This is a genomic window from Pedobacter terrae (assembly GCF_036946585.1).
GTDB classification, from domain to species: domain Bacteria; phylum Bacteroidota; class Bacteroidia; order Sphingobacteriales; family Sphingobacteriaceae; genus Pedobacter; species Pedobacter terrae_C.
Window position 1 is genome coordinate 60,571 of sequence record NZ_JAQIIV010000003.1, and the last position, 26,076, is coordinate 86,646.

25 protein-coding genes are annotated in these 26,076 nt (G+C 37.5%); 16 read left to right on the forward strand and 9 right to left on the reverse strand.

Going from position 1 to position 26,076, the window contains the following annotated elements:
* Window positions 1–6 precede the first annotated feature (6 nt).
* The 6 genes from PGN18_RS05300 to ubiE form a co-directional block, all read right to left on the reverse strand.
* Window positions 7–669 carry a CBS domain-containing protein gene (locus PGN18_RS05300; RefSeq protein ID WP_335318345.1) on the reverse strand — a complete coding sequence of 221 codons (663 nt, stop codon included), beginning with the start codon at window positions 667–669 and terminating at the stop codon, window positions 7–9.
* A complete protein-coding gene (locus PGN18_RS05305; protein WP_335318346.1) occupies window positions 670–1,434 on the reverse strand; it encodes an alpha/beta fold hydrolase in 765 nt (254 codons plus the stop codon).
* 176 nt (window positions 1,435–1,610) lie between these two features.
* On the reverse strand, window positions 1,611–2,060 hold the full coding sequence (locus PGN18_RS05310; protein WP_335318347.1) for a GatB/YqeY domain-containing protein: 450 nt from the start codon (window positions 2,058–2,060) through the stop codon (window positions 1,611–1,613).
* A 99-nt stretch (window positions 2,061–2,159) separates the two neighbouring features.
* Window positions 2,160–2,921 carry an SDR family NAD(P)-dependent oxidoreductase gene (locus tag PGN18_RS05315; protein ID WP_335318348.1) on the reverse strand — a complete coding sequence of 254 codons (762 nt, stop codon included), beginning with the start codon at window positions 2,919–2,921 and terminating at the stop codon, window positions 2,160–2,162.
* 90 nt (window positions 2,922–3,011) lie between these two features.
* Window positions 3,012–3,809, reverse strand: coding sequence for a type IX secretion/gliding motility protein PorT/SprT (porT, locus tag PGN18_RS05320; RefSeq protein ID WP_335318349.1), 798 nt, complete (start codon window positions 3,807–3,809; stop codon window positions 3,012–3,014).
* Window positions 3,806–4,537 carry a bifunctional demethylmenaquinone methyltransferase/2-methoxy-6-polyprenyl-1,4-benzoquinol methylase UbiE gene (ubiE, locus tag PGN18_RS05325; RefSeq protein WP_335318350.1) on the reverse strand — a complete coding sequence of 244 codons (732 nt, stop codon included), beginning with the start codon at window positions 4,535–4,537 and terminating at the stop codon, window positions 3,806–3,808. The genes porT and ubiE overlap by 4 nt, the downstream gene beginning before the upstream one ends.
* 164 nt (window positions 4,538–4,701) lie before the next feature.
* Between ubiE and yihA the strand changes: the two genes are divergently transcribed.
* From yihA to PGN18_RS05350, 5 genes are all read left to right on the forward strand, one after another.
* Window positions 4,702–5,325: a ribosome biogenesis GTP-binding protein YihA/YsxC gene (gene yihA / locus PGN18_RS05330; protein ID WP_335318351.1), complete on the forward strand. Its 624-nt coding sequence runs from the start codon at window positions 4,702–4,704 to the stop codon at window positions 5,323–5,325.
* 88 nt (window positions 5,326–5,413) lie between these two features.
* Window positions 5,414–6,271, forward strand: a complete 858-nt coding sequence (locus PGN18_RS05335; protein ID WP_335318352.1) for a UbiA-like polyprenyltransferase — start codon at window positions 5,414–5,416, stop codon at window positions 6,269–6,271.
* A 93-nt stretch (window positions 6,272–6,364) separates the two neighbouring features.
* A complete protein-coding gene (locus PGN18_RS05340; RefSeq protein WP_335318353.1) occupies window positions 6,365–8,071 on the forward strand; it encodes a M3 family oligoendopeptidase in 1,707 nt (568 codons plus the stop codon).
* A gap of 65 nt (window positions 8,072–8,136) precedes the next feature.
* On the forward strand, window positions 8,137–8,874 hold the full coding sequence (locus PGN18_RS05345; protein WP_335318354.1) for a hypothetical protein: 738 nt from the start codon (window positions 8,137–8,139) through the stop codon (window positions 8,872–8,874).
* Between the two features lie 688 nt (window positions 8,875–9,562).
* Complete coding sequence (locus PGN18_RS05350; protein ID WP_335318355.1) at window positions 9,563–11,986, forward strand: outer membrane beta-barrel protein; 2,424 nt, start codon at window positions 9,563–9,565, stop codon at window positions 11,984–11,986.
* Window positions 11,987–11,990: 4 nt separating this feature from the next.
* Here PGN18_RS05350 and PGN18_RS05355 read toward each other — a convergent pair whose 3' ends face one another.
* The gene (locus PGN18_RS05355; RefSeq protein ID WP_335318356.1) at window positions 11,991–13,208 is read right to left on the reverse strand and encodes an MFS transporter; all 1,218 of its coding nucleotides are present in this window, start codon (window positions 13,206–13,208) and stop codon (window positions 11,991–11,993) included.
* 293 nt (window positions 13,209–13,501) lie between these two features.
* Between PGN18_RS05355 and PGN18_RS05360 the strand changes: the two genes are divergently transcribed.
* Both PGN18_RS05360 and PGN18_RS05365 read left to right on the forward strand, forming a co-directional pair.
* Window positions 13,502–15,451: an amino acid permease gene (locus tag PGN18_RS05360; protein ID WP_335318357.1), complete on the forward strand. Its 1,950-nt coding sequence runs from the start codon at window positions 13,502–13,504 to the stop codon at window positions 15,449–15,451.
* A gap of 126 nt (window positions 15,452–15,577) precedes the next feature.
* Window positions 15,578–16,123 carry a transposase gene (locus tag PGN18_RS05365; protein ID WP_335318358.1) on the forward strand — a complete coding sequence of 182 codons (546 nt, stop codon included), beginning with the start codon at window positions 15,578–15,580 and terminating at the stop codon, window positions 16,121–16,123.
* A 242-nt stretch (window positions 16,124–16,365) separates the two neighbouring features.
* On the opposite strand, the gene PGN18_RS05370 is transcribed toward PGN18_RS05365, so the two are convergent.
* On the reverse strand, window positions 16,366–16,518 hold the full coding sequence (locus PGN18_RS05370; protein ID WP_335318359.1) for a hypothetical protein: 153 nt from the start codon (window positions 16,516–16,518) through the stop codon (window positions 16,366–16,368).
* Window positions 16,519–16,522: 4 nt separating this feature from the next.
* The gene (locus PGN18_RS05375; RefSeq protein WP_335318360.1) at window positions 16,523–18,481 is read right to left on the reverse strand and encodes a KUP/HAK/KT family potassium transporter; all 1,959 of its coding nucleotides are present in this window, start codon (window positions 18,479–18,481) and stop codon (window positions 16,523–16,525) included.
* Window positions 18,482–18,660: 179 nt separating this feature from the next.
* Between PGN18_RS05375 and PGN18_RS05380 the strand changes: the two genes are divergently transcribed.
* The 9 genes from PGN18_RS05380 to PGN18_RS05420 all read left to right on the forward strand — a co-directional run bounded on the left by PGN18_RS05380 (window position 18,661) and on the right by PGN18_RS05420 (window position 26,030).
* The gene (locus PGN18_RS05380; RefSeq protein WP_335318362.1) at window positions 18,661–19,191 is read left to right on the forward strand and encodes a T9SS type A sorting domain-containing protein; all 531 of its coding nucleotides are present in this window, start codon (window positions 18,661–18,663) and stop codon (window positions 19,189–19,191) included.
* 73 nt (window positions 19,192–19,264) lie between these two features.
* Window positions 19,265–19,876, forward strand: coding sequence for a fumarylacetoacetate hydrolase family protein (locus PGN18_RS05385; RefSeq protein ID WP_335318364.1), 612 nt, complete (start codon window positions 19,265–19,267; stop codon window positions 19,874–19,876).
* Between the two features lie 3 nt (window positions 19,877–19,879).
* A complete protein-coding gene (locus PGN18_RS05390; RefSeq protein WP_335318365.1) occupies window positions 19,880–21,613 on the forward strand; it encodes a M23 family metallopeptidase in 1,734 nt (577 codons plus the stop codon).
* 122 nt (window positions 21,614–21,735) lie between these two features.
* Window positions 21,736–22,200 (forward strand): thioredoxin-dependent thiol peroxidase, encoded by a 465-nt coding sequence (gene bcp / locus PGN18_RS05395; RefSeq protein ID WP_335318367.1) that lies wholly within the window; start codon window positions 21,736–21,738, stop codon window positions 22,198–22,200.
* 57 nt (window positions 22,201–22,257) lie between these two features.
* Window positions 22,258–23,103, forward strand: a complete 846-nt coding sequence (locus tag PGN18_RS05400) for a transketolase (protein WP_335318368.1) — start codon at window positions 22,258–22,260, stop codon at window positions 23,101–23,103.
* 190 nt (window positions 23,104–23,293) lie between these two features.
* Entirely contained in the window at window positions 23,294–24,250 is a 957-nt protein-coding gene (locus PGN18_RS05405) for a transketolase family protein (RefSeq protein WP_335318369.1), read from the forward strand.
* Window positions 24,251–24,328: 78 nt separating this feature from the next.
* A complete protein-coding gene (locus PGN18_RS05410; protein ID WP_335318370.1) occupies window positions 24,329–24,889 on the forward strand; it encodes an RNA polymerase sigma factor in 561 nt (186 codons plus the stop codon).
* Between the two features lie 33 nt (window positions 24,890–24,922).
* The gene (locus PGN18_RS05415; protein WP_335318371.1) at window positions 24,923–25,582 is read left to right on the forward strand and encodes a hypothetical protein; all 660 of its coding nucleotides are present in this window, start codon (window positions 24,923–24,925) and stop codon (window positions 25,580–25,582) included.
* 7 nt (window positions 25,583–25,589) lie between these two features.
* Window positions 25,590–26,030: a hypothetical protein gene (locus PGN18_RS05420; protein ID WP_335318372.1), complete on the forward strand. Its 441-nt coding sequence runs from the start codon at window positions 25,590–25,592 to the stop codon at window positions 26,028–26,030.
* Window positions 26,031–26,076 lie beyond the last annotated feature (46 nt).

The window sequence follows — 26,076 nt, forward strand, 5'->3', positions numbered from 1 at the left end:
GTAGGTTTATACATTTAAATAGTTCATGAAAGAATCGTAACGCTCCTGCGATCCATCATCAATCTGGGTGTTATTGTATACCTCCTTAACCAGGTAATCGTATCTTTCGAAAGCGGCTACCAATGAAGTAATTTCTGTTTTATTTACCTTGAGCGTTACCTCTAAACGCGTAGAATCTTCAAAAGAATTAACATAAGAAGAGAGTACCTGCGTATTATCAGCTTCCACAATCTGGGCAATATGTGCCAAAGAATTATCGCGGTTACTGATTTCCAAAACGATGATTCCGCCTGGTTCATTTACCGCATACTGTTCGGCCATTGCATTCACCATGCAGTTTATTGGGATTAAGCCAGCATAATTTTTATGCTGATCTAAAACCGGAACAGCTGTTAACTTTAACTGATTAAATAACCTGAGTACATCGTAGGCATGGGCATTACTGAACACAAATACGTGAAGTATATTTATGGCATTATTGCCTAGAAGGGTATCGTGATCACCAATGTTCAACAAATCATCTTCAGATACCAAACCCAATAAGGTTACCTCGTTAACAACCGGCAGGTGCTTTAGTTTAAAATCGTTCATACGATCTAAAGCTTTCTGTACCGTATCATCGGTTCTTAGTGATGGAATTGCATCTGATATGATTTCGGCCGCAAACATTTACTTTAACAATATTCTATCTAAAAACTTTTCTAAAAATGCATTAAATATCTGTGGATGTTCCATCATAGGCGCATGTCCACATTTATCAACCCAGTTTAATTCGGAGTTAGGCAACAACTGGTGGAATTCTTCTGCCACTTCAGGCGGTGTAACCTTATCATTTTTACCCCAGATTAATGAAACCGGGATGGTTATTTTTGAAAGGTCTTTGGCCATATTGTGGCGTATTGCCGATTTTGCCATAGTTAAAATACGGATAACCCGTGATCTGTCGTTAACTGTTTTAAAAACATCATCAACGAGTTGTTTAGTTGCCGTTGCTGGATCGTAAAAAGTAAATTCTACTTTTTCCTTAATATAATCGTAACTTTCTCTACGAGGGAAAGACCCTCCAAAAGCATTTTCATATAGGCCAGAGCTCCCGGTAAGCACCAGCGCCTTTACAAACTCCTGATGAGCCACCGTAAATACCAAGCCCACATGGCCACCAAGCGAATTGCCGATAAGCACGACCTGGTTTAAACCTTTATACTTTAAAAAGCGGTGAAGATATCTCGACAATGCTTTTACACCCAATGTTAAAATAGGCAGTTCGTAAATTGGTAAAATCGGGATAATTACCCTATAACGATCTTTAAACTGTTCAATAACCTGTTCCCAATTGCTTAGTTCGCCCATTAGGCCGTGTAGCAATACCAGTGTCTCGCCTGTTCCAGCTTCAATGTATTTAAATCCGTCTTCTTCTTTTATCGGGTAAGTCATATCTATTATAGATGGTATTGTAACACTAAGTTAGTAGAGTAAAATTAAATTTATGCATTTATAAACCATTTTTCTGAAATAAAATCGCAAACGGTACAAAAACATCTTTTGCAAGGCGTAAAGCGGTAAGCGGTCGGCGATTGTTAACCTTCAGCCTAGCCTTTAAGCCCTCTACCTCAATTAGCCAGTTTTTCTTTAACTATTTCTGCAATCAATTTACCATCAGCTTTACCTGCCAGTGCTGCATTTGCCATACCCATTACCTTACCCATATCTTTAACCGATGTAGCGCCAGATTGTTTGATTACCCCCTCAATAATTGAGGCCACTTCTTCCCGATCTAACTGTTTTGGTAAAAATTGATTAATTACTTCGATTTCTTCATTTTCTACCTGGTATAGATCTTCGCGGTTTTGTTGCTTGTAAATATCAGCGGATTCGCGGCGTTGCTTAATCAGTTTCTGAAGAATTTTAATTTCGGCTTCTTCCGTGATTCCTTCTGAAGATCCTTTTTCCGTTTTTGCCAAAAGTAAAGCTGCCTTTATTGCTCTTAAACCTCTTAACTGCGCATTATTTTTAGCCAACATGGCTTTTTTAATTTCCTGATCTATTGTGTTTGATATCATTTTAACCACAAACCCCTAAAGGGGCTTTCCTTTCATTAGTTTAAAATAAAAAAATTAATATTAATATTTCCTCCTGGTATTAATTCCCCTTTCACGGGGCTAGGGAGTTCTGTTTACTATCGTTGCGGTAGCCTGTGCGGTGGGCATAATTAGCATATCGTTAATATTAACATGTTTTGGTCTGCTTACTACATACCAGATCGCATCGGCAATATCATCAGCTATAAGTGGCTCCAGATTTTCATATACCTTTTTTGCACGGTTTTCATCACCTTTAAAGCGCACCACTGAAAATTCGGTTTCTACCATACCCGGATTAATTTCGGTAACCTTTATCCCATGCGGCAGTAGATCGATACGCATACCTTTGCTCAAAGCATCTACCGCATGTTTACTGGCACAATATACGTTTCCATTCGGATAAACTTCTTTCCCGGCAATAGAACCAATGTTGATAATATGCCCAGATTGATTAGGAACCATCCAGTTGGAAACAATTTTGGTTACATAAAGCAAACCTTTCACATTAGTGTCGATCATGGTGTCCCAATCGCCAGTGTCACCTTTATCAACGGGATCTAAACCCTGACTCAAACCAGCGTTATTTATCAAAACGTCAACCTTTTTCCATGTTTCCGGCAAGGCCTCTAAAGCAGCAGTAAGACTTTCGTTATGCCGAACATCGGCTAAAACCTGTTGAATATTAATGGCATATTTATCTGCTAAATGATGAGCAATTTTAGCCAGACGATCTTCTCTCCGGGCCAATAATATCAGGTTATAACCTTGTTGCGCAAATGTATGGGCACAAGCTTCACCAATACCTGAAGTTGCACCTGTAATTAATGCGATTTTAGACATTTTTATGAATTTTAAGTCTCGGTAAAACTTTTAAAATACCTTTTTTGATTTACCTACACGCACAAAGGTAAGTTTTTTTGAATTGCAGGGCTATTGAAAAATTAAACTGAATGTTAATTGACGTAATTTCAACTTATCTATCGGGTTGGCATAAATCGTATTGTCGTGCTGTAGCAAATCATTGGCCGAATAGGACAGTTTTATTTCAGGAGACATTTTAAAATACTCGAAATAGATATCAAATCCGATACCTGTTTCATACGACAGGTAATTTCTTCTGTTTTTTAAAAACTTGTTTACGGCTGTTTCTCCTTCATCAAAGGTTTTCTTTTTAGAAGCGATGTCTATCGAATATTTAGCACCACCTAACCAATATACCCTAAAATTATTCAGCCGGTTCGATTTTACCTTTATGCCTAATGGAAATTCGAACATCGTGGCCTGCACTTTTTTATCAACTACTGTCTGGAAATTTTTCGTTTGTCCGTTACCCACATCTATCGGTTCCATGGGTTCGTACTCATAAGTGACTACCCTATCGCTAAAAATAAGCGAAGGTGTTGCCCTGATGTCAAAGTTATCAGAGATCATCCTATTCATTACAAAGCCTAATCCAAAACCTTGCGATGGCCTGCTGGATATAGCATTTAAGTTTGAAGTAATTGGAATGCCTGAATTTGGATCATATGATGGTTCAAGCGAATTTGGCACTTCGTAAAAAGGCGATCGCCAATTTGCCTTTTTAAGAATTTTGTATTCGGCCGAGATATACTGAAAATTAAAACCAAAACTCCAATCTTCATCATCTATTCCGCCACCCCAGTTTTGCGCGGAGGCGGTTGTAGCAATAATAAAAAATGAAAAAAAGAGACTTAATTTTCTGATCATTTGGTTCCTACATATATCGAACTTATTCCGAACGTTAAAATTCTCTGTTTGGTACTTTTAAACCCAACTTTTTCCATCAGATTGGTAAAATCTTCCCCATCTGGAAAAGCGGCTACCGATTCTGGCAAATAGGTATAGGCTCTATGATCTTTGGAAAAAAGCTTTCCAAAAAACGGTGTTACCTGTTTAAAGTAAAAACTATACAATTGTTTTACCGGGAAAACCTTAGGTTTTGAAAATTCCAGAATCACCATTTTACCGTTGGGTTTTAATACCCTGTACATATCAGCTAAACCTTTTTCAAGGTTTTCGAAGTTACGCACTCCGTAAGCGCAGGTTATGGCATCAAACGTATCATTTTCGAAATGCAACCCCTCAGAATCGCCCACTTGAACGGCAAAAATTTCATTTAAATTACGCTCGTTAATTTTCTTCCTGGCCACATCTAACATGCCTTCAGAAATGTCAACCCCAATTACCCTTTCCGGATGAAGCTTTCTAATGGCCTCAAAAGCAAAATCGCCAGTTCCGGTAGCTACATCAAGTAGAGTTTTGGGATGAATAGAAACCAGTTCCCTAATGGCTTTTTTGCGCCATAACACATCAATCCCTAAAGAAAGAAAATGGTTTAAAAAATCGTAAGTGCCAGAAATGTTGTTAAACATGGTTGCAACCTGCTCTTTTTTAGTTGCATCTTCTACTTGGTATGGGGTAATATTCTGATTCATGATATGGAGCAAAGATAGAGAAAAGTCGGGAGTCTTTAGCCCGGAGTCAGAAGTCTTTGGTGCAAAGTGTTCACCATAGTGTCAAAAATCAGATTTAAGAAATATGAATTTGTACTTCCGACTTCGGACTTCGGACTTCGGACTCAAAACCCTACCTTTGTCCTATGATTATCAAAACGGCAACATTTGTTTGCAGCAATACACAGATTTCGGCATTGCCGGCACCACTTATGCCTGAGTATGCTTTTATTGGCCGCTCTAATGTGGGTAAATCTTCACTGATCAATATGCTGGTTAATCAACATGGATTGGCCAAAACTTCTCAACGCCCGGGAAAAACACAGTTAATCAATCATTTTTTAATTAACGAAGCCTGGTATATTGTAGATTTACCGGGTTATGGTTATGCAAAGGTTTCTAAAACGAGTAGAGAGAAGTGGGAAAAATTTATCCGCGCTTATATTACTAAAAGAGAAAGCTTACAATGTGTTTTTGTTTTAATAGACAGCCGTTTAGAACCTCAGGGAATTGATATTGAATTCTGCTATTGGTTAGGTGAAAAACAGATTCCGTTTTCGCTAATTTTTACCAAGGCAGATAAACAGGGAATGACCACCACCCAGAAAAATGTTGCAGCCTTTAAGAAAAAGCTTGGCGAATTTTTTGAAGAGATTCCCGCCACCTTTATCACTTCTGCTGAAAAAGGGATCGGAAAGGATGACGTTCTAAATTTTATTTATGAGGTAAATAAAGATTTTGTCGTTCCGGCAGACTATAAAAGGTTTTAAACAGTTTTCAGTCTGCAGTGTACAATTTTCATCTCAACATTTAAAATCTGCGTAATCAAATCATCTGTATAATCATTTTTTAAAATAAATGAAAAAATACTTTTCACTCGTATTATTCGCTCACTCCGTTTTTGCGCTGCCATTTGCCATGATTGGCTTCTTTTTAGGCGTAACGACGACAGAAAATCCATTTTCCTGGTATAAACTTATTTTAGTGCTGCTATGTATGGTTTTTGCCAGAAACTCGGCTATGGCTTTTAACCGTTACCTCGACCGTAATATTGATGCAAAGAACCCAAGAACCAAAATGCGTGATATCCCTGCAGGAAAAGTCTCGGCAAATGAGGCACTTACTTTCGTCATCATCAATTGCCTGCTATTTGCCATCACCACCTATTTTATTAACCCACTTTGTTTCTATTTATCGCCAGTAGCTTTATTTGTAGTTTTGTTTTATAGTTACACCAAACGTTTTACCGCGCTTTGCCATCTGGTATTAGGCCTGGGCCTGGCCCTTGCCCCTATTGGCGCCTATATTGCCGTAACCGGACATTTTGCACTGGTGCCTATACTTTATTCATTAACCGTATTATTCTGGGTAAGTGGATTTGATATCATATATGCCTTACAGGATGAAGAATTTGATCGCGAAGAAAAATTGTATTCCATTCCATCGGCACTTGGCATTAAAAATGCTTTGAATGTTTCAGTTCTATTGCATATACTTTCAGCTACCTGTGTTATTTTGCCTGTGTTTTTTACCTCCTTTAGCTGGGTTTATTACGTGGGTATTGTGTTTTTCTGTTCGATGTTGATCTATCAGCATTTGCTGGTAAAACCAAATGACATTAGCAAAGTAAACAGGGCATTCCAAACCTTAAATGGGTATGCATCAGTAGTATTTGCAATTTGCTTTTTAATAGATGCCTATTTGAGACATAAATAAAAATAAGTGAATAAATGAATTTTGAATGACTGAATGACTGAATGAAAACCATTCTTTAATTCATTCCTTTTCTCAGTCAATAATTATATAAACATGACTATAATAAAGAAACCCAGAACATATATTCCACAGGAGCTAAACATTACCTGGGAAAATTTAGAACCACTTTTCACTGAACTGCAAAACCGCGAAATAAACAGCACGGTTGAGTTAGAGCAATGGTTAAAAGACCGCTCGGAGTTAGAGGCTGCCCTGGAAGAAGACTTTGCCTGGAGATACATTAAAATGAGCTGTGATACGGCGAATGAGGAATTGGTAAAAAACTTCCAATATTTTGCAACGGAAATTGAACCAAAAATTTCGCCGTTAGCCAACGAATTGAACAAAAAATTTGCTGAAAGCCCATTTATGGATGATTTAGACAAAGAAAAATACTTTGTATACAGTCGCGCCATTAAAAAAGCCTTAGAACTTTACCGCGATGAAAATATTGAACTTTTTACTAAGCTTCAGGTAAAGCAACAGCAATATCAGGGTATAACGGGCGCCATGAGCGTTGAGCTAAATGGCCAGGAATATACTTTGGAGCAAGCTTCGATTTTTATTAAAGATTTAAACCGCGAAGTGCGCGAAAATGCATGGAAGACGATCCAACAACGCCGCTTGGTTGATAAGGATGATTTAAACATTTTGTTTGATGAGCTGATCGGCTTACGTAATCAGGTTGCATTAAACGCCGGCTTTGAAAACTATCGCGATTACATGTTCCAGGCATTGGGACGTTTTGATTATACCCCACAAGACTGTTATGACTTTGCTAATGCGATTGAAAAGGAAATTGTTCCGATTTTAAAAGAACAGGCTGAAAAACGCCGCAAAGCGCTAGCGTTAGAGGTGTTAAAGCCTTGGGATTTAGAAGTAAGCGTGAGTGGTAAACCTGCCTTAAAACCATTTAATAATGGCGAAGAGCTGATCGATAAAAGCATTGCGTGCTTTAATGCCATTGATGAAAAATTGGGTTCAAAATTGGCCACCATGAAAGCCAATAATCTTTTTGATGTGGAAAGTAGAAAGGGTAAAGCACCTGGCGGGTATAATTACCCACTGGCTGAAACGGGAGCGCCATTCATATTTATGAATTCAGCCAATTCGTTGCGCGATTTAACCACTATGGTACACGAAGGTGGCCATGCCATCCATACCTTTTTAACCGCTAATTTAGAGCTCAACGATTTTAAACATTGTCCATCTGAAGTAGCCGAACTGGCATCAATGAGTATGGAATTAATTTCCATGGATAAGTGGGATGTTTATTTCGATAATGAAGAAGATTTAAACCGCGCTAAAAAAGAACAGTTGGCTGACGTTTTGAAAACATTGCCTTGGGTTGCTGTCATTGATCAATTTCAACACTGGATTTACACCAACCCTAACCATACTGCGGCTGACCGTGAAGAAACATTCAAGCAGATTTACAGCCGTTTTGGTGCGGGTTTTGCCGATTGGACAGATTTAGAACAGCAATTTGGAAATGTTTGGCAAAAACAACTTCACTTATTCGAAGTTCCATTCTATTATATCGAATATGCAATTGCACAATTAGGCGCTATTGCGGTTTGGAAAAATTATAAAGAAAATCCTGGAAAAGCATTAACGCAATATTTAGATGCACTTGCACTGGGTTACACCAAACCAATAAATGAGATATATGAAACCGCAGGCATTAAATTTGATTTCAGTGCCGAATATGTACAAGAATTGGCAAGTTTTGTTAAAGATGAGTTAGAGAAATTGGGATAATCAATATATTCATTTAAGTCGCGGTTAATCCCCGCGACTTTTTTATTTTTAGAATTAAAACACTTATGCGCCTCCTTAAAACAATATTGATCGTTTTAATATTTTCCATAAGCATTAGCCACGCACAACAAAATAATGCCATACAGAAATATACCTTAAGCGGTTTCATAAATAAAAAAATTCCGGTTGAATTAAACATTTCTACATATAATCAACTCATTTTAGGGAACATTAGATATTTAAATACCACATCTAAACAGCCAATTAAAATTATTGGCCATATGAAAGATCAGAATCAGTATTCGCTGCATGAATTTGAAAGAGATGGAAATATTAGCGGGATTATTGATGCTACGCTTAAAAAAAATAAGTTGGAAGGCAGATGGTATGCTACCAAATCCGATACCAGCTATGCCATCACATTAACTTTTAAAACCAATCAAAATCTCAAGCCGGAAATATTTTCACCGCTTAAACCAGATCAGCTGGCAGGAGAATATGCTTACCAATACGGTGAAAAAGGTTACCAGGGAAATATCACCATCAAAAAAGTAAGCGGCAATACCTATAGTTATGATATTGGTTCGGTTACGCATGATCCGGGAAGAAACATTGCTGATGCATCTGGAAAGGTTGTTTTAAAAAATAACCAGCTGATCATTCAGGTGAACAAATCCTGTAAATTCAAAATTAAATTTTATAATGGTTTTTTAGTCATTTCAAAGGAAGGCTCCTACGAGTTAAATGATTGCGAATTCGGATTCAATGCGACATTGGAAGGTACCTATCTGAAAATAAAATAGCAACCTGGATCAGGTAATGTATCACTGATCTGGTCTTAGCGTCTCGCGAAGACTTGACTTTAATGCTGTAATAGCATAAGCACCTCATTTAACTTTTTGCCACGGAAATACAGAAGGCACTGAATTAAGTAAGAATGCGGAACATCAACATACTAAAATATTCTTCTGCAATCTAAATCAATGTTTCACCCGGTGTACCAGGTGAATAGACCTGATGGAAATGGGAATCCCTTTTGGAAGAAAAGATTTGATTTTTATCCAAAACTTTCCAAAAGGATTGTAATGTACAGCAGGACCAGGCCAAATCTATATCTCAGGCTTTGCTCTCCAGAAAAATCAACTTAACATAGATACTGAAAACGGTTAATCTATTGCTTCTTCCTTACTTGTCTGGTCTTAGCGTCTCTCGAAGACTTGACTTTAATGCTGTGAGCAGCATGAGCGCCTCATATAACTTTTTGCCACGGAAACACGGAGGACACGGAAACCAAGATTATTTAAAAAGAGTACCATTACTACGGATGCTGAACTTCTGTTAGGTACCAATACTGATCGACTATAGCATGTAAAAAAATGTTAATTAGGTTAAACATTGTTAAAATCTATCCATTAATGTAAATGATGATCTAGTTTCGTTTAATTCTTAATCAGATAAGAGGAAAAACTAATCATCAGCTCCCTAATTAAAATGAAAATATTCGCTCCATATTTTATGCTTTCTCTGTTATTTATAAATGTAGTTTCTGCGCAGACAACAAAAATCCACATCACCGGTGCAGTAATTACGAGAAACGGTGTTAAGGTCTCTGCTAGCCTTAAATTTACCAGTTTGGCAGATACAGCTTTTGTTAAAACAGTCACCACCAATGAAGAAGGGAAATATGTGTTGGTAAACTTCCCAGCAGATAAATTTGCTGTTGAGGTAAACGCTATAGGTTATCAATCTATAAAAGAAATATACGATAATAATGCGGGCAAAACGAGTCTCAATTTAAGCTTTAGCCTGGAGCCTGATATAAAAGAACTTGAAAGTGTTGTTATAGCTGGCCGGAAATTATTAATAGAGCGCCATAACGACAAAATAATAATGAACGTTGAGAACAGTATCGTTTCGACCGGAAATACTGCCCTCGAAGTGCTTGCTAAAATGCCTGGTGTAACGGTTAATCAGGATGGATTAATCAGTATCAGGGGCAGATCTGGTGCCAATGTACTTATTGATGGAAAATCTACTTATTTATCTGCCGAACAGTTGGCTACCAGATTAAGATCGTTAAATAGTAATGAAATAAAAACGATCGAACTGGTTACCAGTCCTTCTGCTAAATACGATGCTGCAGGAAATGCAGGGCAACTCAATATTCGGTTAAAAAAGAGCGCCAGTTACGGTACCAATGGAAATGTTGACTTAGGTTTCGGATATGGCAAAAATCCGAAAAGCGATGCCGGGATATCCATTAACCATCGAAACAAAAACTTTAATGTTTTTGGCAGCTTCGCCAATAACAACAATAAAGCTACCGAAAACCTGGATATTTTGAGGATGGTGAAAGGCAGTGATCAAAATATTTATTTTCATCAATCTAATACACAGACTAGATCTACACACAACAACAATTACAAAGCTGGGATTGATTATTTCATTAACGATAAAAACACTTTAGGTTTTCTTACTACAGGTTATTTTAACAATGGTAATGATGTATCTAATGGTCTTACTGCAATTGGCCGAAGTTTTGCACAGATCGACTCATCAATTTTTAGCGATAATCCCGCAAAGAATAAATACCGCAATCAGGCTTATAACCTCAATTACAAAAGTGTAATTGATACCTCAGGTCAGGAATTTTCTATCGATTTAGATTATGCCAAATACCACAGTGAGGAAAATACCACTTACCAAAACTCCTTTTTCGATCAAAATGGCTTGAACTATAAATCGCCCGCCATCTTTAGAAATGCTACTCCATCTTTTATTAAAATTAAGGCTGCAAAAATTGACTATGTACTTCCAATCAGCGCGAAAACTAAATTAGATGCCGGCTTAAAAAGTAGCTGGGTTAGTACTGATAATGATTTTCAATTCGAAAACCTAATTGAAACTGATTGGAAAAATGATGCAGGCAGAAGTAACCGCTTTATTTACGACGAAAACATTAATGCTGCTTATGCAACTATAAAGCATGAATTTAAATCGACTAGTGTTGAAATTGGTTTACGAACGGAACAAACCACCTCAAAAGGAAATTCGATAAACGACAATAAGATCGTAAAACGCAGTTATTTTGATTTTTTCCCAAGTTTTAACATCAACCAAAGCTTAAATCCTAATCATGAAATCGGTTTTTCATATAACAGAAGAATAGATCGGCCAGATTACAAATCACTCAACCCCTTTGTTTACTTTGTTGATCTATATACTTTTAGTCGGGGAAATCCATTTCTTGACCCGCAGTATACCAATGCTTTTCAACTGGTATACAATTATAAAAAAACATTAAACATCTCATTAGGATACAGCATCACCAACTACTTAATTATTGATGTTTTGCTGCCAGATTATGAGAAGAAAACACTATACCAAACAGTACAAAACCTCGATAAACAATATGCTTACGACTTAACGATCGGCTATCCTACAACAATTACCAAATTCTGGAGCATGGATAATACACTTACCAGCACCTATAATCAGATCAAAACCGGAAACTTAGGTGAAGGTGTATACAAAAGAAAGAAAGTGAATTTTATGATCAATAGTAACCACAGTTTTACGCTCAGTCCATCAACATCAGCTGAGCTTTCAGGAGAATATGCTTCTTCGCAGATTTATGGCACCTACGCAATAAAACCCTATTATGGAATAGATTTTGGAATCAAGAAGTCGTTCTTTGAAAAGAAACTTAATGTTAAACTTGCAGCAAACGATGTTTTTGATACCAGAAAAGCAAGAATCAGCAGTGCACTATCTGGTTTAGATTATAACCTCACCCAAAAACAAGAAAGCAGGGTTTACAGGTTAAGCCTCAATTATATTTTCGGCAGTAGCAGAGTTAAGGGTATCCGCGAACGAAAAACTAGTGTAACTGATGAACAAAGCCGGATCAAATAATAAATTAAGCCTCATCCTTCTTCCTGATCCTGAGAATTACAAACATTACCAAAACCGACAATAAGATCATGATCAGATAACTATAACTCAGGTTACGCTCATCTTTAGCCGGAATCAGGTTTACCAATCCGTAGCTTAAAAATGATACAATTACATAAGTAATACCTCCCGTTAATCCACCTGCAATTCCCGCATTTTTAGGAAATTTACTCAAACAGAAAGTAAAGTAATTATTAAAGGTAAATCCGGCTCCCACATGGATCAAAAAGGCGAAGAAAATTAACGACCAAAGGTTGGAAATAAAATTTAAGCTCACAATCATCAAGACAACAAAAGCAACTTGAAACAGGGAGTTGATCATTAGTCTTTTAAAAAAAGGTTTGTTTATAGTAGCCTTGCCAATAAAGCCACCAACCATCCAGGCAAAACCTAAAAACAATGAGCTGTAACCCGCAATAACTGGTGAAAAATTAAAATGGTGTTCGATAATAAACGGACCGGTCATATTGTAAACCATTACCATACAATAAGCCAAACCTAACATGACAATACCCAGGGTAAAACTTGCCGTTTTAATCATTTCGATATAGATACCAATTATTTTCTGCAGCTGAAAATCAGTGAAATGTTTTAAAGTTTCACCGCTGAATAAAAACTCCAGCACCGCAAAAACAAGCGCAAAACCGGCCAAAAAGTAGAAATTAGATTCCCAACCAAATACTGTTTGCAGATAACCACCAATAAACGGCGCCACTATTGGCCCTGTAGACCAAATGATAGAAAACAAACTGAGGTAGTGTTTTAACTGATTGCCCTCGAAGAGATCAACAAAGTATGCTCTTTTGGCTACTACAATTGCGCCTACGGTTAGTCCGTGGATAATGCGCATTAAATAAATAAGGTAAATGTTGTGGGTTGTGGCAATAACTATACTTGCCGCTGCAAAAATCAACAACGAATACAAGCAGATCCTATACCTCCCAAAGCTATCAAGCACGCTTCCGATAAAAAGTTGCGCAATGCCATAACTGATTAGAAAGATACTTAAGGTAAGCTGAACCTGTACACTGCTTACCTGCATTTCGCCTGCCATCGTTGGTAAAGAAGGAATATAAATATCGGTGGCAAAACCTGATAATGGAATTAAGGCAAAGGCCAGTATAGTGGCCAAGCCCTGGTGGCGTTCTTTAATATGTTTTATTTGTGTGGTATCTGCATTCATTGTGGTACTATTATCGTTTGAAAAATATTCCAATCGAATATCTAATCAATGGACCTTATTTATCTGATTGATTATTGGCGGCAAAATTAGAACTTTTACATCACGTAAGGTCATGCCAATCAAACAAAGGCTAATTCAAAGCATATAATTTAAATTTTTTACTTTAATCTAATAAACATGCCTTTTTCAGGTTGCAATTAAATGCTCATGACTGAGTGTATTGAAAATTATATCCTGTTTTAAACATTTTTAGCCAAACTTTTTATAAGTTTGAACAAACAAGCAAACAAAAGATGTTCGAAAAGCTATTCAGAAAGAAATCTATCTCCAAGATATTACAAGATGCAGCAAAAGGCTATGGCGACCACGAAAATACATTACATAAAACGCTAGGTGTACGGGATTTAACAGCTTTTGGAATTGCAGCGATTATTGGAGCGGGCATTTTTAGTACGATTGGCAAGGCAAGTGCAGATGGCGGTCCGGCGGTAATCTTTTTATTTATTTTTACAGCGGTGGCTTGTAGTTTTGCAGCCTTTGCTTACGCAGAGTTTGCATCCATGGTACCGGTTTCGGGCAGCGCTTATACTTATTCTTATGTAGCCTTTGGCGAATTAGTGGCCTGGATTATAGGATGGTCGCTGATTATGGAATATTCGATCGGTAATATTACGGTAGCCATATCCTGGTCAGATTACTTTACGGGATTACTTTCCACCATCAAAGTCCCCCCGCTGGGTATTGATGGCATCCATGTACCCGATTGGATGACCATGGACTATTTAAGCGCTTATAACGGGCATAAACATGCTGAAGCACTTCTAGCCGCTGGCAAAAACTTGGCAAATTTAGATTCTGCCACAGCTTTGGCTAATAATGCATGGCTCACGGCTCCAACTATCGGTAGTTTCCATATTGTTGCAGATATTCCTGCTCTGGGCATTATCATTTTAATTACCTGGTTAATTTACCGCGGCATGAAAGAGAGTCGTAATGCCAGTAACGCCATGGTGGTGGTTAAGCTTGCGGTAATTCTTTTGGTATTGGCCGTAGGTATATTTTATGTAGATACCAAAAACTGGAATCCATTTGCTCCCAACGGAATTTCAGGTGTTCTCAAAGGTGTTTCAGCTGTATTTTTTGCCTATATTGGTTTTGATGCCATTTCTACAACGGCTGAAGAATGTAAAAATCCTCAACGCGATTTACCGCGGGGAATGATGTGGGCGATTATTATCTGTACCATCCTTTATGTAGCTATTGCATTGGTTTTAACCGGTATTGTTAAATCAGACACCTTAGCTGTTGGCGATCCGTTAGCATTTGTTTTTGATCAGATTGATTTAAAATTAATGAGCGGTATTATCGCCGTAAGTGCGGTATTTGCAATGGCCAGTGTACTCTTGGTCTTTCAGATGGGTCAACCCCGGATTTGGATGAGCATGAGTAGAGATGGACTGCTACCAAAATCCTTTTCTAAAATCCACCCGAAATACAAAACACCTTCATTTGCTACAATCATAGTAGGTTTTGTAGTGGCTGTACCATCGTTGTTTATGAACCTCACCATTGTTACCGATCTTTGTTCCATCGGAACACTTTTCGCTTTCGTTTTGGTTTGCGCAGGCGTTTTGGTACTACAGAACAGACCCGATGTTCAACGTGGGAAATTCAAGATACCTTATGTAAACAGTAAATTTATTGTTCCGGTTATTTTAATTGGGGCCTTAGTTTTTGCATTCACCACATATGGAAAAGAAACCAAAGCATTCTTTTTTAATTCGCCTAAAACCATTCAAACTGTAACTTTCGTAACCTCTTTAAGTAGCGATGAACTGAAAATTGTTAAACAAGAGATAGTTAAAAATGCTGCACCACAGATTGTATTGGCAGAGAAGGTAGATGCAGAATCTTACCTTAGTGCCTTACCAGCTGATCGTTATGAACAATTTATTTCGGCCTCTAAGGTTCCGATGGAAAAGAAATATGAAAGCGGCTGGGGTTTATTTAAACACAAAATCCCAATGTGGATTTTCCTGATCATCTGTGTGGTTATCACCTACTATTGCATCACTAAAAACTTATCATTGATTCCGGTTTTAGGCTTGATCAGCTGTTTATATATGATGTGCGAACTTGGCATCTCAAACTGGATCGGCTTCGGCATCTGGCTGGTTGTGGGACTTGTGGTTTATTTTGCCTATGGTTATAAGCATAGTAAGTTGGCACAAGAACAGTTGTAAGCGTTATGAAATATAGCCCTTCCATTCTATCGGTCGGTGTCTCACCGACCGAAAAAAATTTGATGAGAATTATTATATCTGTATATTGTATTAAAGTTTTCCCTGCAACTCTAATACGAATAAATTATGCATATCTTTCATAAAAGACAGGGACAAATGGATTATCATTATCCATATTTTTATACTGATACCATCTGTAATTTTGTTTATTTATTAAGTGATGATCACTTGAAGATGATCATCATAAATTCACTAAAATTTTTAGTCGATCAAAAACTCATAGAAGTTTACGGCTATGTCATTATGCCTAACCATATTCATTTAATTTGGATCATGCTCAAATTGAATGGGAAAGAGTCTCCTGCAGCAAGTTTCACCAAGTTCACTGCGCATCAGTTCAGAAAGTATCTTTTGATTAACAATCCTATGCTTATAAAGCAATACCAATCTCAAAAGAATGATAGAATTTTTCAGTTTTGGAAAAGAAATCCACTAGCCATTCCATTAAGTAAAGAAAGCATTTTGATGCAAAAATTAGATTATATACATGATAATCCGATTAAAGAAAAATGGAATCTATGTAAATATCCTGAAGATTATAAGTGGAGTAGTGCAAACTTTTATGAAACTGGGATTGATCAATTTAAGATCCTCACACATTTTAGAGACTAGTTATTATTTCGGTCGGTGGGACACCAACCGATAAAAAAAATGGAATCTATGTAAATATCCTGAAGATTATAAGTGAAGTAGTGCAAACTTTTATGAAACTGGGGTTGATCAATTTAAGATCCTCACACATTTTAGAAACTAGTTATTATTTCGGTCGGTGGGACACCAACCGATAAAAAAAATGAGGATAAGTTTCGTTGAAAACAAAATTCCCCCTTCTTTAACAGAAAGAGGATTATGTTTTATTTCTTTTTAACAAAGGCCAGTGCAGTAATCATCACGAGCCCTAATCCAGATGCAATCATGTAATTATTGGCATGATCGAGATGATATATTTTTGCTATGGGTCCAGCTAAAAATAAGCCAATTCCCAATATCATGATCGCTTTCCTCATTTAATTATACGGGTAACCTATTCAATTCGATATCATCTGGGGTAACGAAAATCAGTGGAACTTTCTCTACATCAACATAACTGCTATCTAAGCCGAAACTCCGCTCTTCAGATAAACTTAACTTCTTAAGGATAAAATAGTAATCCATAATCTGTCGTTCGTAGAAACTCAATTTGGTAAATTTCGATAAATGTTTTTCCAAAAGCACAAACCTGAAATCGCCAGCAATTTTGTGTTTATTCAAAGAAGTGTATTGGCTGGTAATATCAATTTCTCCATTTTTTACCAATTCTTCAACCACTTTACGGTACAATAAATTTACGCGTTGTTCAATCCTGAAACCTAATCTAAAATCGATCCTGATTAATTTGCCCGGAATCAGGAATTCAACTTTATAATCTAAAGTGTATGGCTCATCCATTACGTCAACATGCACTAACCAATACACATCAGCACGTTTTGGTTCTTTTTGAATAATGGAATAAATAATTTTCGATTCGATTTCCGTTTTGAAGTTGGCACTCGTTAAATAAACCAACTGCGAGGAATATTTCGGAACCGATTCGTCACTGCTCAATTCTGTTAAAATCTGGTAGTAATCTTCAATTTCAACATATTTAACGAAACGGTTTTTAATCTTACGGGCTACAAACCAACTCCACATCACCGTAAACAATAAGGAACCAATTAATACCGTTACCCAACCTCCATGTAAGAACTTAGTTAAATTACTAATCAAAAATGTACCCTCAATAATAACGTAGGTAAAGAAGAATAAGGCTATTAAATATTTAGGAAACCGCCTGCTTCTCAAATAAAAGCTCACCAGGATGGTGGTCATCAACATGGCTATGGTGATCGATAAACCATAGGCCGCATCCATTTTTTCGGCCTTTTGAAACAACAGTACAATACCACAGCAACCAATCCATAACATCCAGTTGATGGACGGCACATATAACTGGCCCTTAGAAACCGATGGGTAAATAATTTTAATTTTAGGCCAAAGGTTTAAACGTACCGCTTCTGCAATTAAGGTAAAAGAACCACTAATTAACGCCTGACTGGCAATTACCGCAGCCATTGTAGCCAATATTACCATTGGAATCTGAAACTGACTGGAAACAATCTGGAAGAATGGATTCATTTTTGCCCCCGGAACATAACTGCCGCTGTTCTGTAAAATCCAAACGCCCTGCCCTAAATAGTTTAAAATAAGGGTGAGTTTCACAAAAATCCAACTAATCCGAATGTTATTTCTTCCGCAGTGGCCCAAATCCGAATACAAAGCTTCAGCTCCTGTTGTACATAAAAATACCCCGCCCAGAATTAGAAAGGCCAGCTTATTGGTAGCTAATAAATGAATGGCGTAATAAGGATTAAAAGCCTTGAGAATGCTGAAATCCTTAATTACATAAGATACCCCTAACACACCCAGCACGGCAAACCAAACAAACATTACCGGGCCGAATAATTTACCCACCATATTGGTACCGAACTGCTGGATAACGAACAGGATAGTTAAGATGGTGAGCACAATCGGAATAACCGGTACATCGAATTTGTTGGTAAGGCCCTCAATGGCTGATGTAACCGTGATACTTGGCGTAATGATACCATCTGCAAGCAATGCACAGCCACCTACAACAGCCGGAACAACCAGCCATTTAGCCTTTTTGCGCACCAGTGAGAATAAAGAAAAAATACCACCCTCACCCTTATTATCGGCCCTAAGGGTAATAATCACATACTTAACAGTGGTTTGTAAGGTTAATGTCCAAATGATACAGGATAAAACCCCCAAAACATTTAATGGATTGATATCCTGCTTCCCGCCTAAAATTGTGGTAAAAATTGCATTTAAGGTATAAAGGGGTGATGTTCCAATGTCTCCAAATACAATTCCTAAACTAATTAGAACACCGCCGGCGGTTAACGCATTGACATTTTTATGATTTGACACTTCGTTGATTATTTAGTGCGGCAAAAGTAAACTAACTCTAACAATTTAACAACCAAATTATTGTGTATTTTTAACACTATGAAAATTAAATTTTATTGTTAAATTGTGTTAAATTATGGGTTTTAAACAAAATGTTTAATTTCTTTGTTTTAAATTAATACATTTGCTATACCAATTTGATGAAACTCTACACTAAGATAACGTTGCTCACAAAACTTGCATGCACATGGTGCATTGTTTTGTTATGCAGCTTAAATTCTTGGTCGCAACAAACGGATAGCATTCACATCAGTTTAAAAAGCAGGACAAAAAAAAACAGCCGGATTCCTGAAATTAAAGCGAACATCACACCTTACAAGCCACTATTTATGACTGCCGGTGGTTCAGGAATGTTTAGTACTTACTCTACGGTAACTAAAAACACAACAGTTGTAGCTAAGGATAAACTGTTAAGTATTTTAAAAATATATCCTAATCCGGTAGAAGATCAGTTGAATATCATTCTCTCTATAGGAAAAGATGGCACTCAGACTACCATTAAAATCATTGATTTACTGGGAAATGAAGTAGCAACGCTGTTGACCGAACGTTTAAATGCCGGCGAGCATGCTAAAAATTTTGTTATCCCCAACAGGATCAACCCGGGCATCTACTTTTTACGTGTTATTGCAGGTTCAGAAAGCCAGGTAAAACGGATCTCAGTTTTATAACACCATTTTCTTTTCTATTTTTGATTGATGTGGGATTAATCCCCATTTATTTTCTCATATATTATAATTAAGAATGAAAATCATCGCCATTGGCAGAAATTATGCCGAGCACGCAAAAGAACTCAATAATCCAGTTCCAACTAGCCCGGTCATTTTCCTGAAGCCAGATACCGCCGTATTAAAAGACAATAAACCTTTTTACCTCCCCGATTTTTCTGATGATGTGCATTACGAACTTGAGGTGGTATTAAAAATCTGCAAAGAGGGTAAACACATCGCTGAAAAGTTTGCGTCTAATTATTATGATGAAGTGGGTTTGGGCATTGATTTTACCGCACGTGATATCCAGGCAAAACACAAAGAAAAAGGACTGCCATGGGAGCTTGCCAAGGCTTTTGACAATTCAGCACCAGTCAGTATTTTCTTGCCTAAAAGCGATTACGAAGATCTCTACAATTTAAATTTCGAGTTAAAGATAAATGGCGAACGCCGTCAGATCGGCCACACTAAAGATTTGTTATTCTCGTTCGAAAAGATAATCAGCTTTGTTTCTCAGTATATTACATTAAAAAAAGGCGACTTAATTTTTACCGGCACGCCCCAGGGTGTTGGAAAAATAAATAAAGGCGATAAATTGGAAGCTTGGCTGGAAGGAAAACAACTTTTAAATTTTGATGTTAAGTAACGAATGATCAACAACCCAATCCAATACAAGTTTAAATTCTCCGTTACTATCTGCCTTTTAATTGCTTCGTCCCTTGTCCAGGCACAACAGATTTTCAGCAACAATAAATATCCGATTACCGATTTCAGACAGCCTCTGGATATTATCCCTCCTGCCCTGGCAGGGTCTTTTGGCGAAATCCGGGCCAATCACTTTCATTCAGGCGTCGATTTCAGGACCAATCAGCGCGAAGGTTATCCTGTTTATGCGGTTGCAGATGGATATATTTCGAGATTAAGAGTGCAGAACAGTGGTTTTGGACAGGCACTGTACATTAATCACCCGAATGGTTTTACTACGGTTTACGGACACTTACAGCGCTTCGCGCCAAAAATTGCCACAATTGTTAAAAACCTTGAATATGAAAAGAAGTCATTTGAGATTGATGAATTTCCTGACGCCACATTAATCCCTGTACATAAAGGTGATATTATTGCCTGGTCTGGTAACCGGGGCAGCTCTGGCGGTCCACATTTACATTTTGAAATCAGAGATACCAAAACTGAAGAAACCATTAATCCACAGTTTTTTGGGATCATCATTCCGGATAATATTCCACCCGTGATCCATGGATTGTATGTATATCGTTTGAACGGCAAAAGCTTTAATGAAAATACACCAAAACAGGCCATCGGCATTAGCGGTGCAAACGGCATTTATAAAACCGCTGCACCAGTTAGCTTAACTGGTGAGGTTGGCTTTGGTATCGTGGTCACCGACAGGCATAATGGGTTGTCAGGCACTAATGGCGTTTATTCCATTGAATTGGAAGTTGATGGAAAAAAGGTATACACATCAGCTTTGGAACGTTTTGCTTTTGAAAATAGCAAGGCCATCAACTCACACATCGACTATCCTACCTACCTAAATACGAAAAGAAGTATCCAGAAAAGTTTTGTTGAACCTGGCAACCCTTTAAAAATTTATAGTGGTTTGGTAAATAACGGTAAGATCAATTTCAACGATGGTGCTTCACATCAGCTTCGCTACATTGTTACTGACTCGAAAGGAAACGTTTCAGTCCTGCCTTTTACGGTAAATGCAGGGGTAGCAACCGTTACAGCCCCTATTATTCCTAGCGGAATAATCTATCCATACCATAAAGTAAACGAATTTACTGCCGACGATATTAAAATAGTTTTCCCGCTCGGAACGTTGTATAGTGATTTAAACCTCACCTATAAAAAGTTACCCAAACCAGCAGGAAATGCCTGGTCGGCTGTGCATCAGATTCACAACAGATATACGCCATTGCATACGGGATTCGACATCTCCATTAAGGCTGATCAACTTCCCGAAAAATTAAGAGATAAAGCATTGATTGTAAATGCAAACGGCTCATCACAGGGTGGTTTTTTCGAGAACGGTTATATTAAGGCTAAACCAAAAAACTTTGGGAGCTTTTATATTGCCATTGATACCATCGCGCCAAGGGTAACACCTGTAAATATATTGGAAGGAAAAAGTATGGCAGGTTTATCTAAAATGACTTTTAAAATCAGTGATAATTTGTCGGGCATTAAAAGCTTTAACGGCTACATGGATGGAAAATGGGTATTGATGGAATTTGATGCCAAAACTGCTACACTTTGGCACAGCTTTGATGAGCGAACGCCATCGGGCAAACATTCGTTTGAACTGGTGGTTACCGATATGAAAGAAAATACAAGACGATATGCGATACATTTTTCTAAATAAATAGTAAAAATGTTTTAAAATGTCATCTTTTAAATTCTTGCGAACAGGATAGTAACTTAAACTGTTTACATTGCAGCATTAATTGATAGATCCATGAACATAAAAATTTAATCATTTTATATATGGCAGAATTAAAAGAAGGTGATCAGGCACCTGCAATTACATCAAAAGATCAAAGTGGAAACGAAGTTTCGTTAAGCGATTATAATGGCAAAACGGTGGTACTTTATTTTTATCCAAAAGATGATACCCCGGGGTGCACCGCGGAGGCTTGCGATTTTAGAGATAACTATCAAGGTTTACAGGCCAAAGGCATTATTGTTTTAGGTGTGAGCGTTGACGATGAAAAATCGCATCAAAAGTTTGTAACCAAACATAATTTACCATTTACCCTACTGGCCGATACCGATCAGAAAATTGTAAATGATTATGGCGTTTGGGCAGAAAAAAATATGTATGGTAAAAAATACATGGGCACGGTCCGCACCACTTTTATTATTGATGGCGATGGAAAAATTAGCCACATCATTAAAAAAGTTGACACCAAAAACTCAACCCAGCAAGTACTCAATTTAATCAATAACTAATTATGATATAGCTGGTAAAATATTAACTTTGCTATATAACAACAACCTCTTATTTTAATGAAACATACAATTAAAGAGCTAGAAGATATTGCCTCTCAAATCAGAAGAGATATCGTAAGAATGGTTCACGGATGTCAATCTGGTCACCCTGGCGCTTCGCTTGGATGCACAGATTTTTTTACTGCTTTGTACTTTGAAGTGATGAATCACAAAACCGACTTCACGATGGAAGGTGCAGGCGAAGATTTATTCTTCCTTTCGAACGGCCATATTTCTCCGGTTTGGTATAGCACACTGGCTCATGCCGGTTATTTCGATAAAAGCGAATTGGCAACTTTCCGTAAACTGGATTCGAGATTACAGGGTCACCCTACCACACACGAACATTTACCGGGGATCCGTATTGCTTCAGGCTCATTAGGTCAAGGTTTATCAGTAGCTATTGGTGCTGCATTGGCTAAAAAGTTAAATGGTGATAAATCTTACATTTTTGCGCTATTAGGTGATGGAGAATTACAGGAAGGACAAAATTGGGAAGCAGCTATGTTTGCCCCTTTTAATAAAGTTGACCATTTAATTGCATCAGTTGATTATAACGGGCAGCAGATTGATGGTCCAACAAGTAAAGTTCTTGCCTTAGATGATTTACAAGCTAAATTCGAATCGTTCGGATGGCATGTGATCAATACTGATGGAAATGATATGAAAGCCATAGTTGAAGGTTTACATTATGCTAAAACTTTAACCGGGAAAGGTAAACCGATCTTAAATTTAATGAGCACACAAATGGGTGCAGGCGTAGATTACATGATGGGTACCCACAAATGGCATGGTACAGCGCCAAATGATGAGCAATTAGCCGCTGCATTAGCGCAATTACCAGAAACTTTAGGGGACTATTAAACTAGATTTTGAGAAAATGGATATGAGATTTGAGACAAACCTTGGTCCAATGTCAAATCTAAATTCTCACATCTAAGAAATAATGAACGCCCAGATCATAAACTAGATTTGAAATAATAGATAAGAGAACCTTAGACAAATAGCTGATCGGTCTCACATCTAAAATCTCATATCTCATATCTAAGAAATAATGAAAAAATATACATATACAGAAAAAAAAGATACACGTTCGGGTTTTGGAGCTGGCTTACATGAAGCTGGAAAGAAGAACGAAAATGTGGTTGCCTTGTGCGCCGATTTAGTAGGATCGCTTAAAATGGATGCTTTTATTAAAGATTTTCCGGAGCGTTTTACGCAAGTTGGTATTGCAGAAGCAAATATGATCGGTATTGCAGCAGGTATGACCATCGGCGGTAAAATTCCTTTTACAGGTACATTTGCCAACTTCTCTACCGGCCGCGTTTACGATCAGATCCGTCAATCGGTAGCTTATTCTAACAAAAATGTTAAAATCTGTGCATCTCACGCCGGGTTAACCTTAGGCGAAGATGGTGCAACTCACCAGATCCTGGAAGATATCGGCTTAATGAAAATGTTGCCGGGTATGGTTGTAATCAATCCTTGCGATTATAACCAGACTAAAGCTGCTACCATGGCCATCGCCGAGTACGAAGGTCCGGTTTATTTACGTTTTGGTCGTCCGGTAATCCCTGTATTTACAGATCCTGATCAAAAATTTGAGATTGGTAAAGCCTGGATGGTTAACGAAGGAACAGATGTAACCATTATTGCTACAGGTCATATGGTTTGGAAAGCAATTGAGGCTGGTGAAAAATTAGCTGAATTGGGCATCGATGCCGAAATTATCAATATCCATACCATCAAACCTTTGGATGATGAAGCCATCTTAAAATCGGTTAAGAAAACAGGATGCGTGGTTACTTGTGAAGAGCATAATAAATTTGGCGGATTGGGCGAAAGCGTAGCACGTTTATTAACAACTGAATTGCCTACTCCACAAGCGTTTGTGGCTACTAACGATACTTTTGGCGAAAGCGGAACACCAGATCAATTAATGTCTAAATATGGATTGGATGCCGTAAATATTGTTGAAGCGGCTCAAAAAGTAATGGGCAGAAAAAAATAGATTTGAGATATTAGATATGAGGTTTGAGACATCAATCAAATCTCATATCTCCATTCTCACATCTCAAATCTATATACAATGAAACAAGTTGAAGATTCAGAAATTCTGGCCATGTTTGCCGTTGAGCACACGCGTAATGAAGCTTTTAACCTGTTACTAAAAAAATATCAGCAAAAAATATATTGGCACATCCGCCGGCTGGTTTTAAACCATGATGACTGCGATGATCTATTGCAGGAGGTATTTGTAAAAGTCTGGAAAAATCTCGATAAATTCAGAAACGATTCCCAACTTTATACCTGGATTTACCGCATTGCCACCAACGAATCTATCACTTTCTTAAATAAACAAAAGCAGCGTAACAATACCCCTTTGGATGAGGTATCGTCCGAACTCGCCGATAATTTGGTGGCATCATCTTATTTCAACGGTGATAAGCTCCAGCTCAAATTGCAAAAAGCAATCCTCACCTTACCCGAGAAACAACGGATAATCTTCAATATGAAATATTTTGACGATATGAAGTATGAAGAAATTTCTGAAGTATTAGGAACCTCTGTAGGTGCGTTAAAAGCATCTTTTCACATTGCTGCAAAAAAAGTTGAAGCTTTTATCACAAATGATGAAATAGACTATTAAACCTTTTCACATTAATTGTATCATATATCTGTGATGAACGAAAACATAGAAAATAACGATTGGATGAGTGAAGCTCCTGCCCTTGCAGCTATGGAGAAACATCAACCTTTCTCCGTTCCTGATGGATATTTCGAAAATGGTGAAGACGGCATTTTTTCTGCTATATTCTTAGATGGATTAAAGCAGCAAACTATTAACAATGATTTTGGAGTTCCGCAGCTTTATTTTGAAGATTTAACGGAACGTATACAAACCCAAATTACCTTATCTGGAATTCCAAAAGCTGAAAAGTCTTTTGCAGTGCCAGATAATTATTTTGATACACTGCAAAATAGAATTGCCGATAGAATTGCTACATCGCAACCTAAAAAGGAAGCCAAAGTTATTCCTTTATGGAAACGAAATATGGTTAAGTATGTAAGTGCAGCATGTTTCTTGTTAATGGCTTCATTTAGTATTTACTTTTACCAAAATGGCTCAACTTCTGCCAGTCAGCAATTGCCGACCGCAGAAACGATGGCAAACGAGCAGTTATTATATGATATTGACGAAAGTACGATCATCGATCATTTAGAAACGCAAAATGCAACCTCATCGAATATAAAAACAACTTCTGCGTCAGATACAGAAATGGAAAACTATATCTTGAGCAATTTCTCGTCAGGAGATTTAGCTCAGGAACTAAACAATTAATACAGAAATGAAGAATTTACTTTTTGTTACTTTAATGTTTTTGTTGCCCACAACCCTGCTGGCACAAAGACCGAGAGGAGAAGAAATAGAATCGCTAAAAATAGCCTTTTTCACTCAAAAACTAGATTTATCACCAGAGGAAGCTAAGATTTTTTGGCCGATTTATAATGATATGCAGGCGGAACTAAATAGCTTGCATAAAGAACGTATGCAGAAAATGATCTCTTTCAGAAAAGTGGATGAAATCGATAACTTAACAGATGCGCAGGTACAGAACTTAATTACCAGTGAGTTTGACTTTAAACAAAGAGAGCTTAATCTGAATAAAAAATACTATACCAAGCTCAAATCATCTTTGCCAATAAAGGTGGTAGGCAAATTCTACCGGGCGCAAGAGGGTTTTAAACGCGAATTGCTCAATAGATTTAGGGGTAGCCAAAAGCCATAACAAAAAGGACTTACAGCAATGTAGGTCTTTTTTGTTTCTAGGCAAC

Bases quoted from the DNA above. Each gene is read 5' to 3' on its own strand.
- PGN18_RS05300 (WP_335318345.1), bottom strand. From the start codon at position 669: ATGTTTGCGGCCGAAATCATATCAGATGCAATTCCATCACTAAGAACC.
- PGN18_RS05305 (WP_335318346.1), bottom strand. From the start codon at position 1,434: ATGACTTACCCGATAAAAGAAGAAGACGGATTTAAATACATTGAAGCT.
- PGN18_RS05310 (WP_335318347.1), bottom strand. From the start codon at position 2,060: ATGATATCAAACACAATAGATCAGGAAATTAAAAAAGCCATGTTGGCT.
- PGN18_RS05315 (WP_335318348.1), bottom strand. From the start codon at position 2,921: ATGTCTAAAATCGCATTAATTACAGGTGCAACTTCAGGTATTGGTGAA.
- porT (WP_335318349.1), bottom strand. From the start codon at position 3,809: ATGATCAGAAAATTAAGTCTCTTTTTTTCATTTTTTATTATTGCTACA.
- ubiE (WP_335318350.1), bottom strand. From the start codon at position 4,537: ATGAATCAGAATATTACCCCATACCAAGTAGAAGATGCAACTAAAAAA.
- yihA (WP_335318351.1), top strand. From the start codon at position 4,702: ATGATTATCAAAACGGCAACATTTGTTTGCAGCAATACACAGATTTCG.
- PGN18_RS05335 (WP_335318352.1), top strand. From the start codon at position 5,414: ATGAAAAAATACTTTTCACTCGTATTATTCGCTCACTCCGTTTTTGCG.
- PGN18_RS05340 (WP_335318353.1), top strand. From the start codon at position 6,365: ATGACTATAATAAAGAAACCCAGAACATATATTCCACAGGAGCTAAAC.
- PGN18_RS05345 (WP_335318354.1), top strand. From the start codon at position 8,137: ATGCGCCTCCTTAAAACAATATTGATCGTTTTAATATTTTCCATAAGC.
- PGN18_RS05350 (WP_335318355.1), top strand. From the start codon at position 9,563: ATGAAAATATTCGCTCCATATTTTATGCTTTCTCTGTTATTTATAAAT.
- PGN18_RS05355 (WP_335318356.1), bottom strand. From the start codon at position 13,208: ATGAATGCAGATACCACACAAATAAAACATATTAAAGAACGCCACCAG.
- PGN18_RS05360 (WP_335318357.1), top strand. From the start codon at position 13,502: ATGTTCGAAAAGCTATTCAGAAAGAAATCTATCTCCAAGATATTACAA.
- PGN18_RS05365 (WP_335318358.1), top strand. From the start codon at position 15,578: ATGCATATCTTTCATAAAAGACAGGGACAAATGGATTATCATTATCCA.
- PGN18_RS05370 (WP_335318359.1), bottom strand. From the start codon at position 16,518: ATGAGGAAAGCGATCATGATATTGGGAATTGGCTTATTTTTAGCTGGA.
- PGN18_RS05380 (WP_335318362.1), top strand. From the start codon at position 18,661: ATGAAACTCTACACTAAGATAACGTTGCTCACAAAACTTGCATGCACA.
- PGN18_RS05385 (WP_335318364.1), top strand. From the start codon at position 19,265: ATGAAAATCATCGCCATTGGCAGAAATTATGCCGAGCACGCAAAAGAA.
- PGN18_RS05390 (WP_335318365.1), top strand. From the start codon at position 19,880: ATGATCAACAACCCAATCCAATACAAGTTTAAATTCTCCGTTACTATC.
- bcp (WP_335318367.1), top strand. From the start codon at position 21,736: ATGGCAGAATTAAAAGAAGGTGATCAGGCACCTGCAATTACATCAAAA.
- PGN18_RS05400 (WP_335318368.1), top strand. From the start codon at position 22,258: ATGAAACATACAATTAAAGAGCTAGAAGATATTGCCTCTCAAATCAGA.
- PGN18_RS05405 (WP_335318369.1), top strand. From the start codon at position 23,294: ATGAAAAAATATACATATACAGAAAAAAAAGATACACGTTCGGGTTTT.
- PGN18_RS05410 (WP_335318370.1), top strand. From the start codon at position 24,329: ATGAAACAAGTTGAAGATTCAGAAATTCTGGCCATGTTTGCCGTTGAG.
- PGN18_RS05415 (WP_335318371.1), top strand. From the start codon at position 24,923: ATGAACGAAAACATAGAAAATAACGATTGGATGAGTGAAGCTCCTGCC.
- PGN18_RS05420 (WP_335318372.1), top strand. From the start codon at position 25,590: ATGAAGAATTTACTTTTTGTTACTTTAATGTTTTTGTTGCCCACAACC.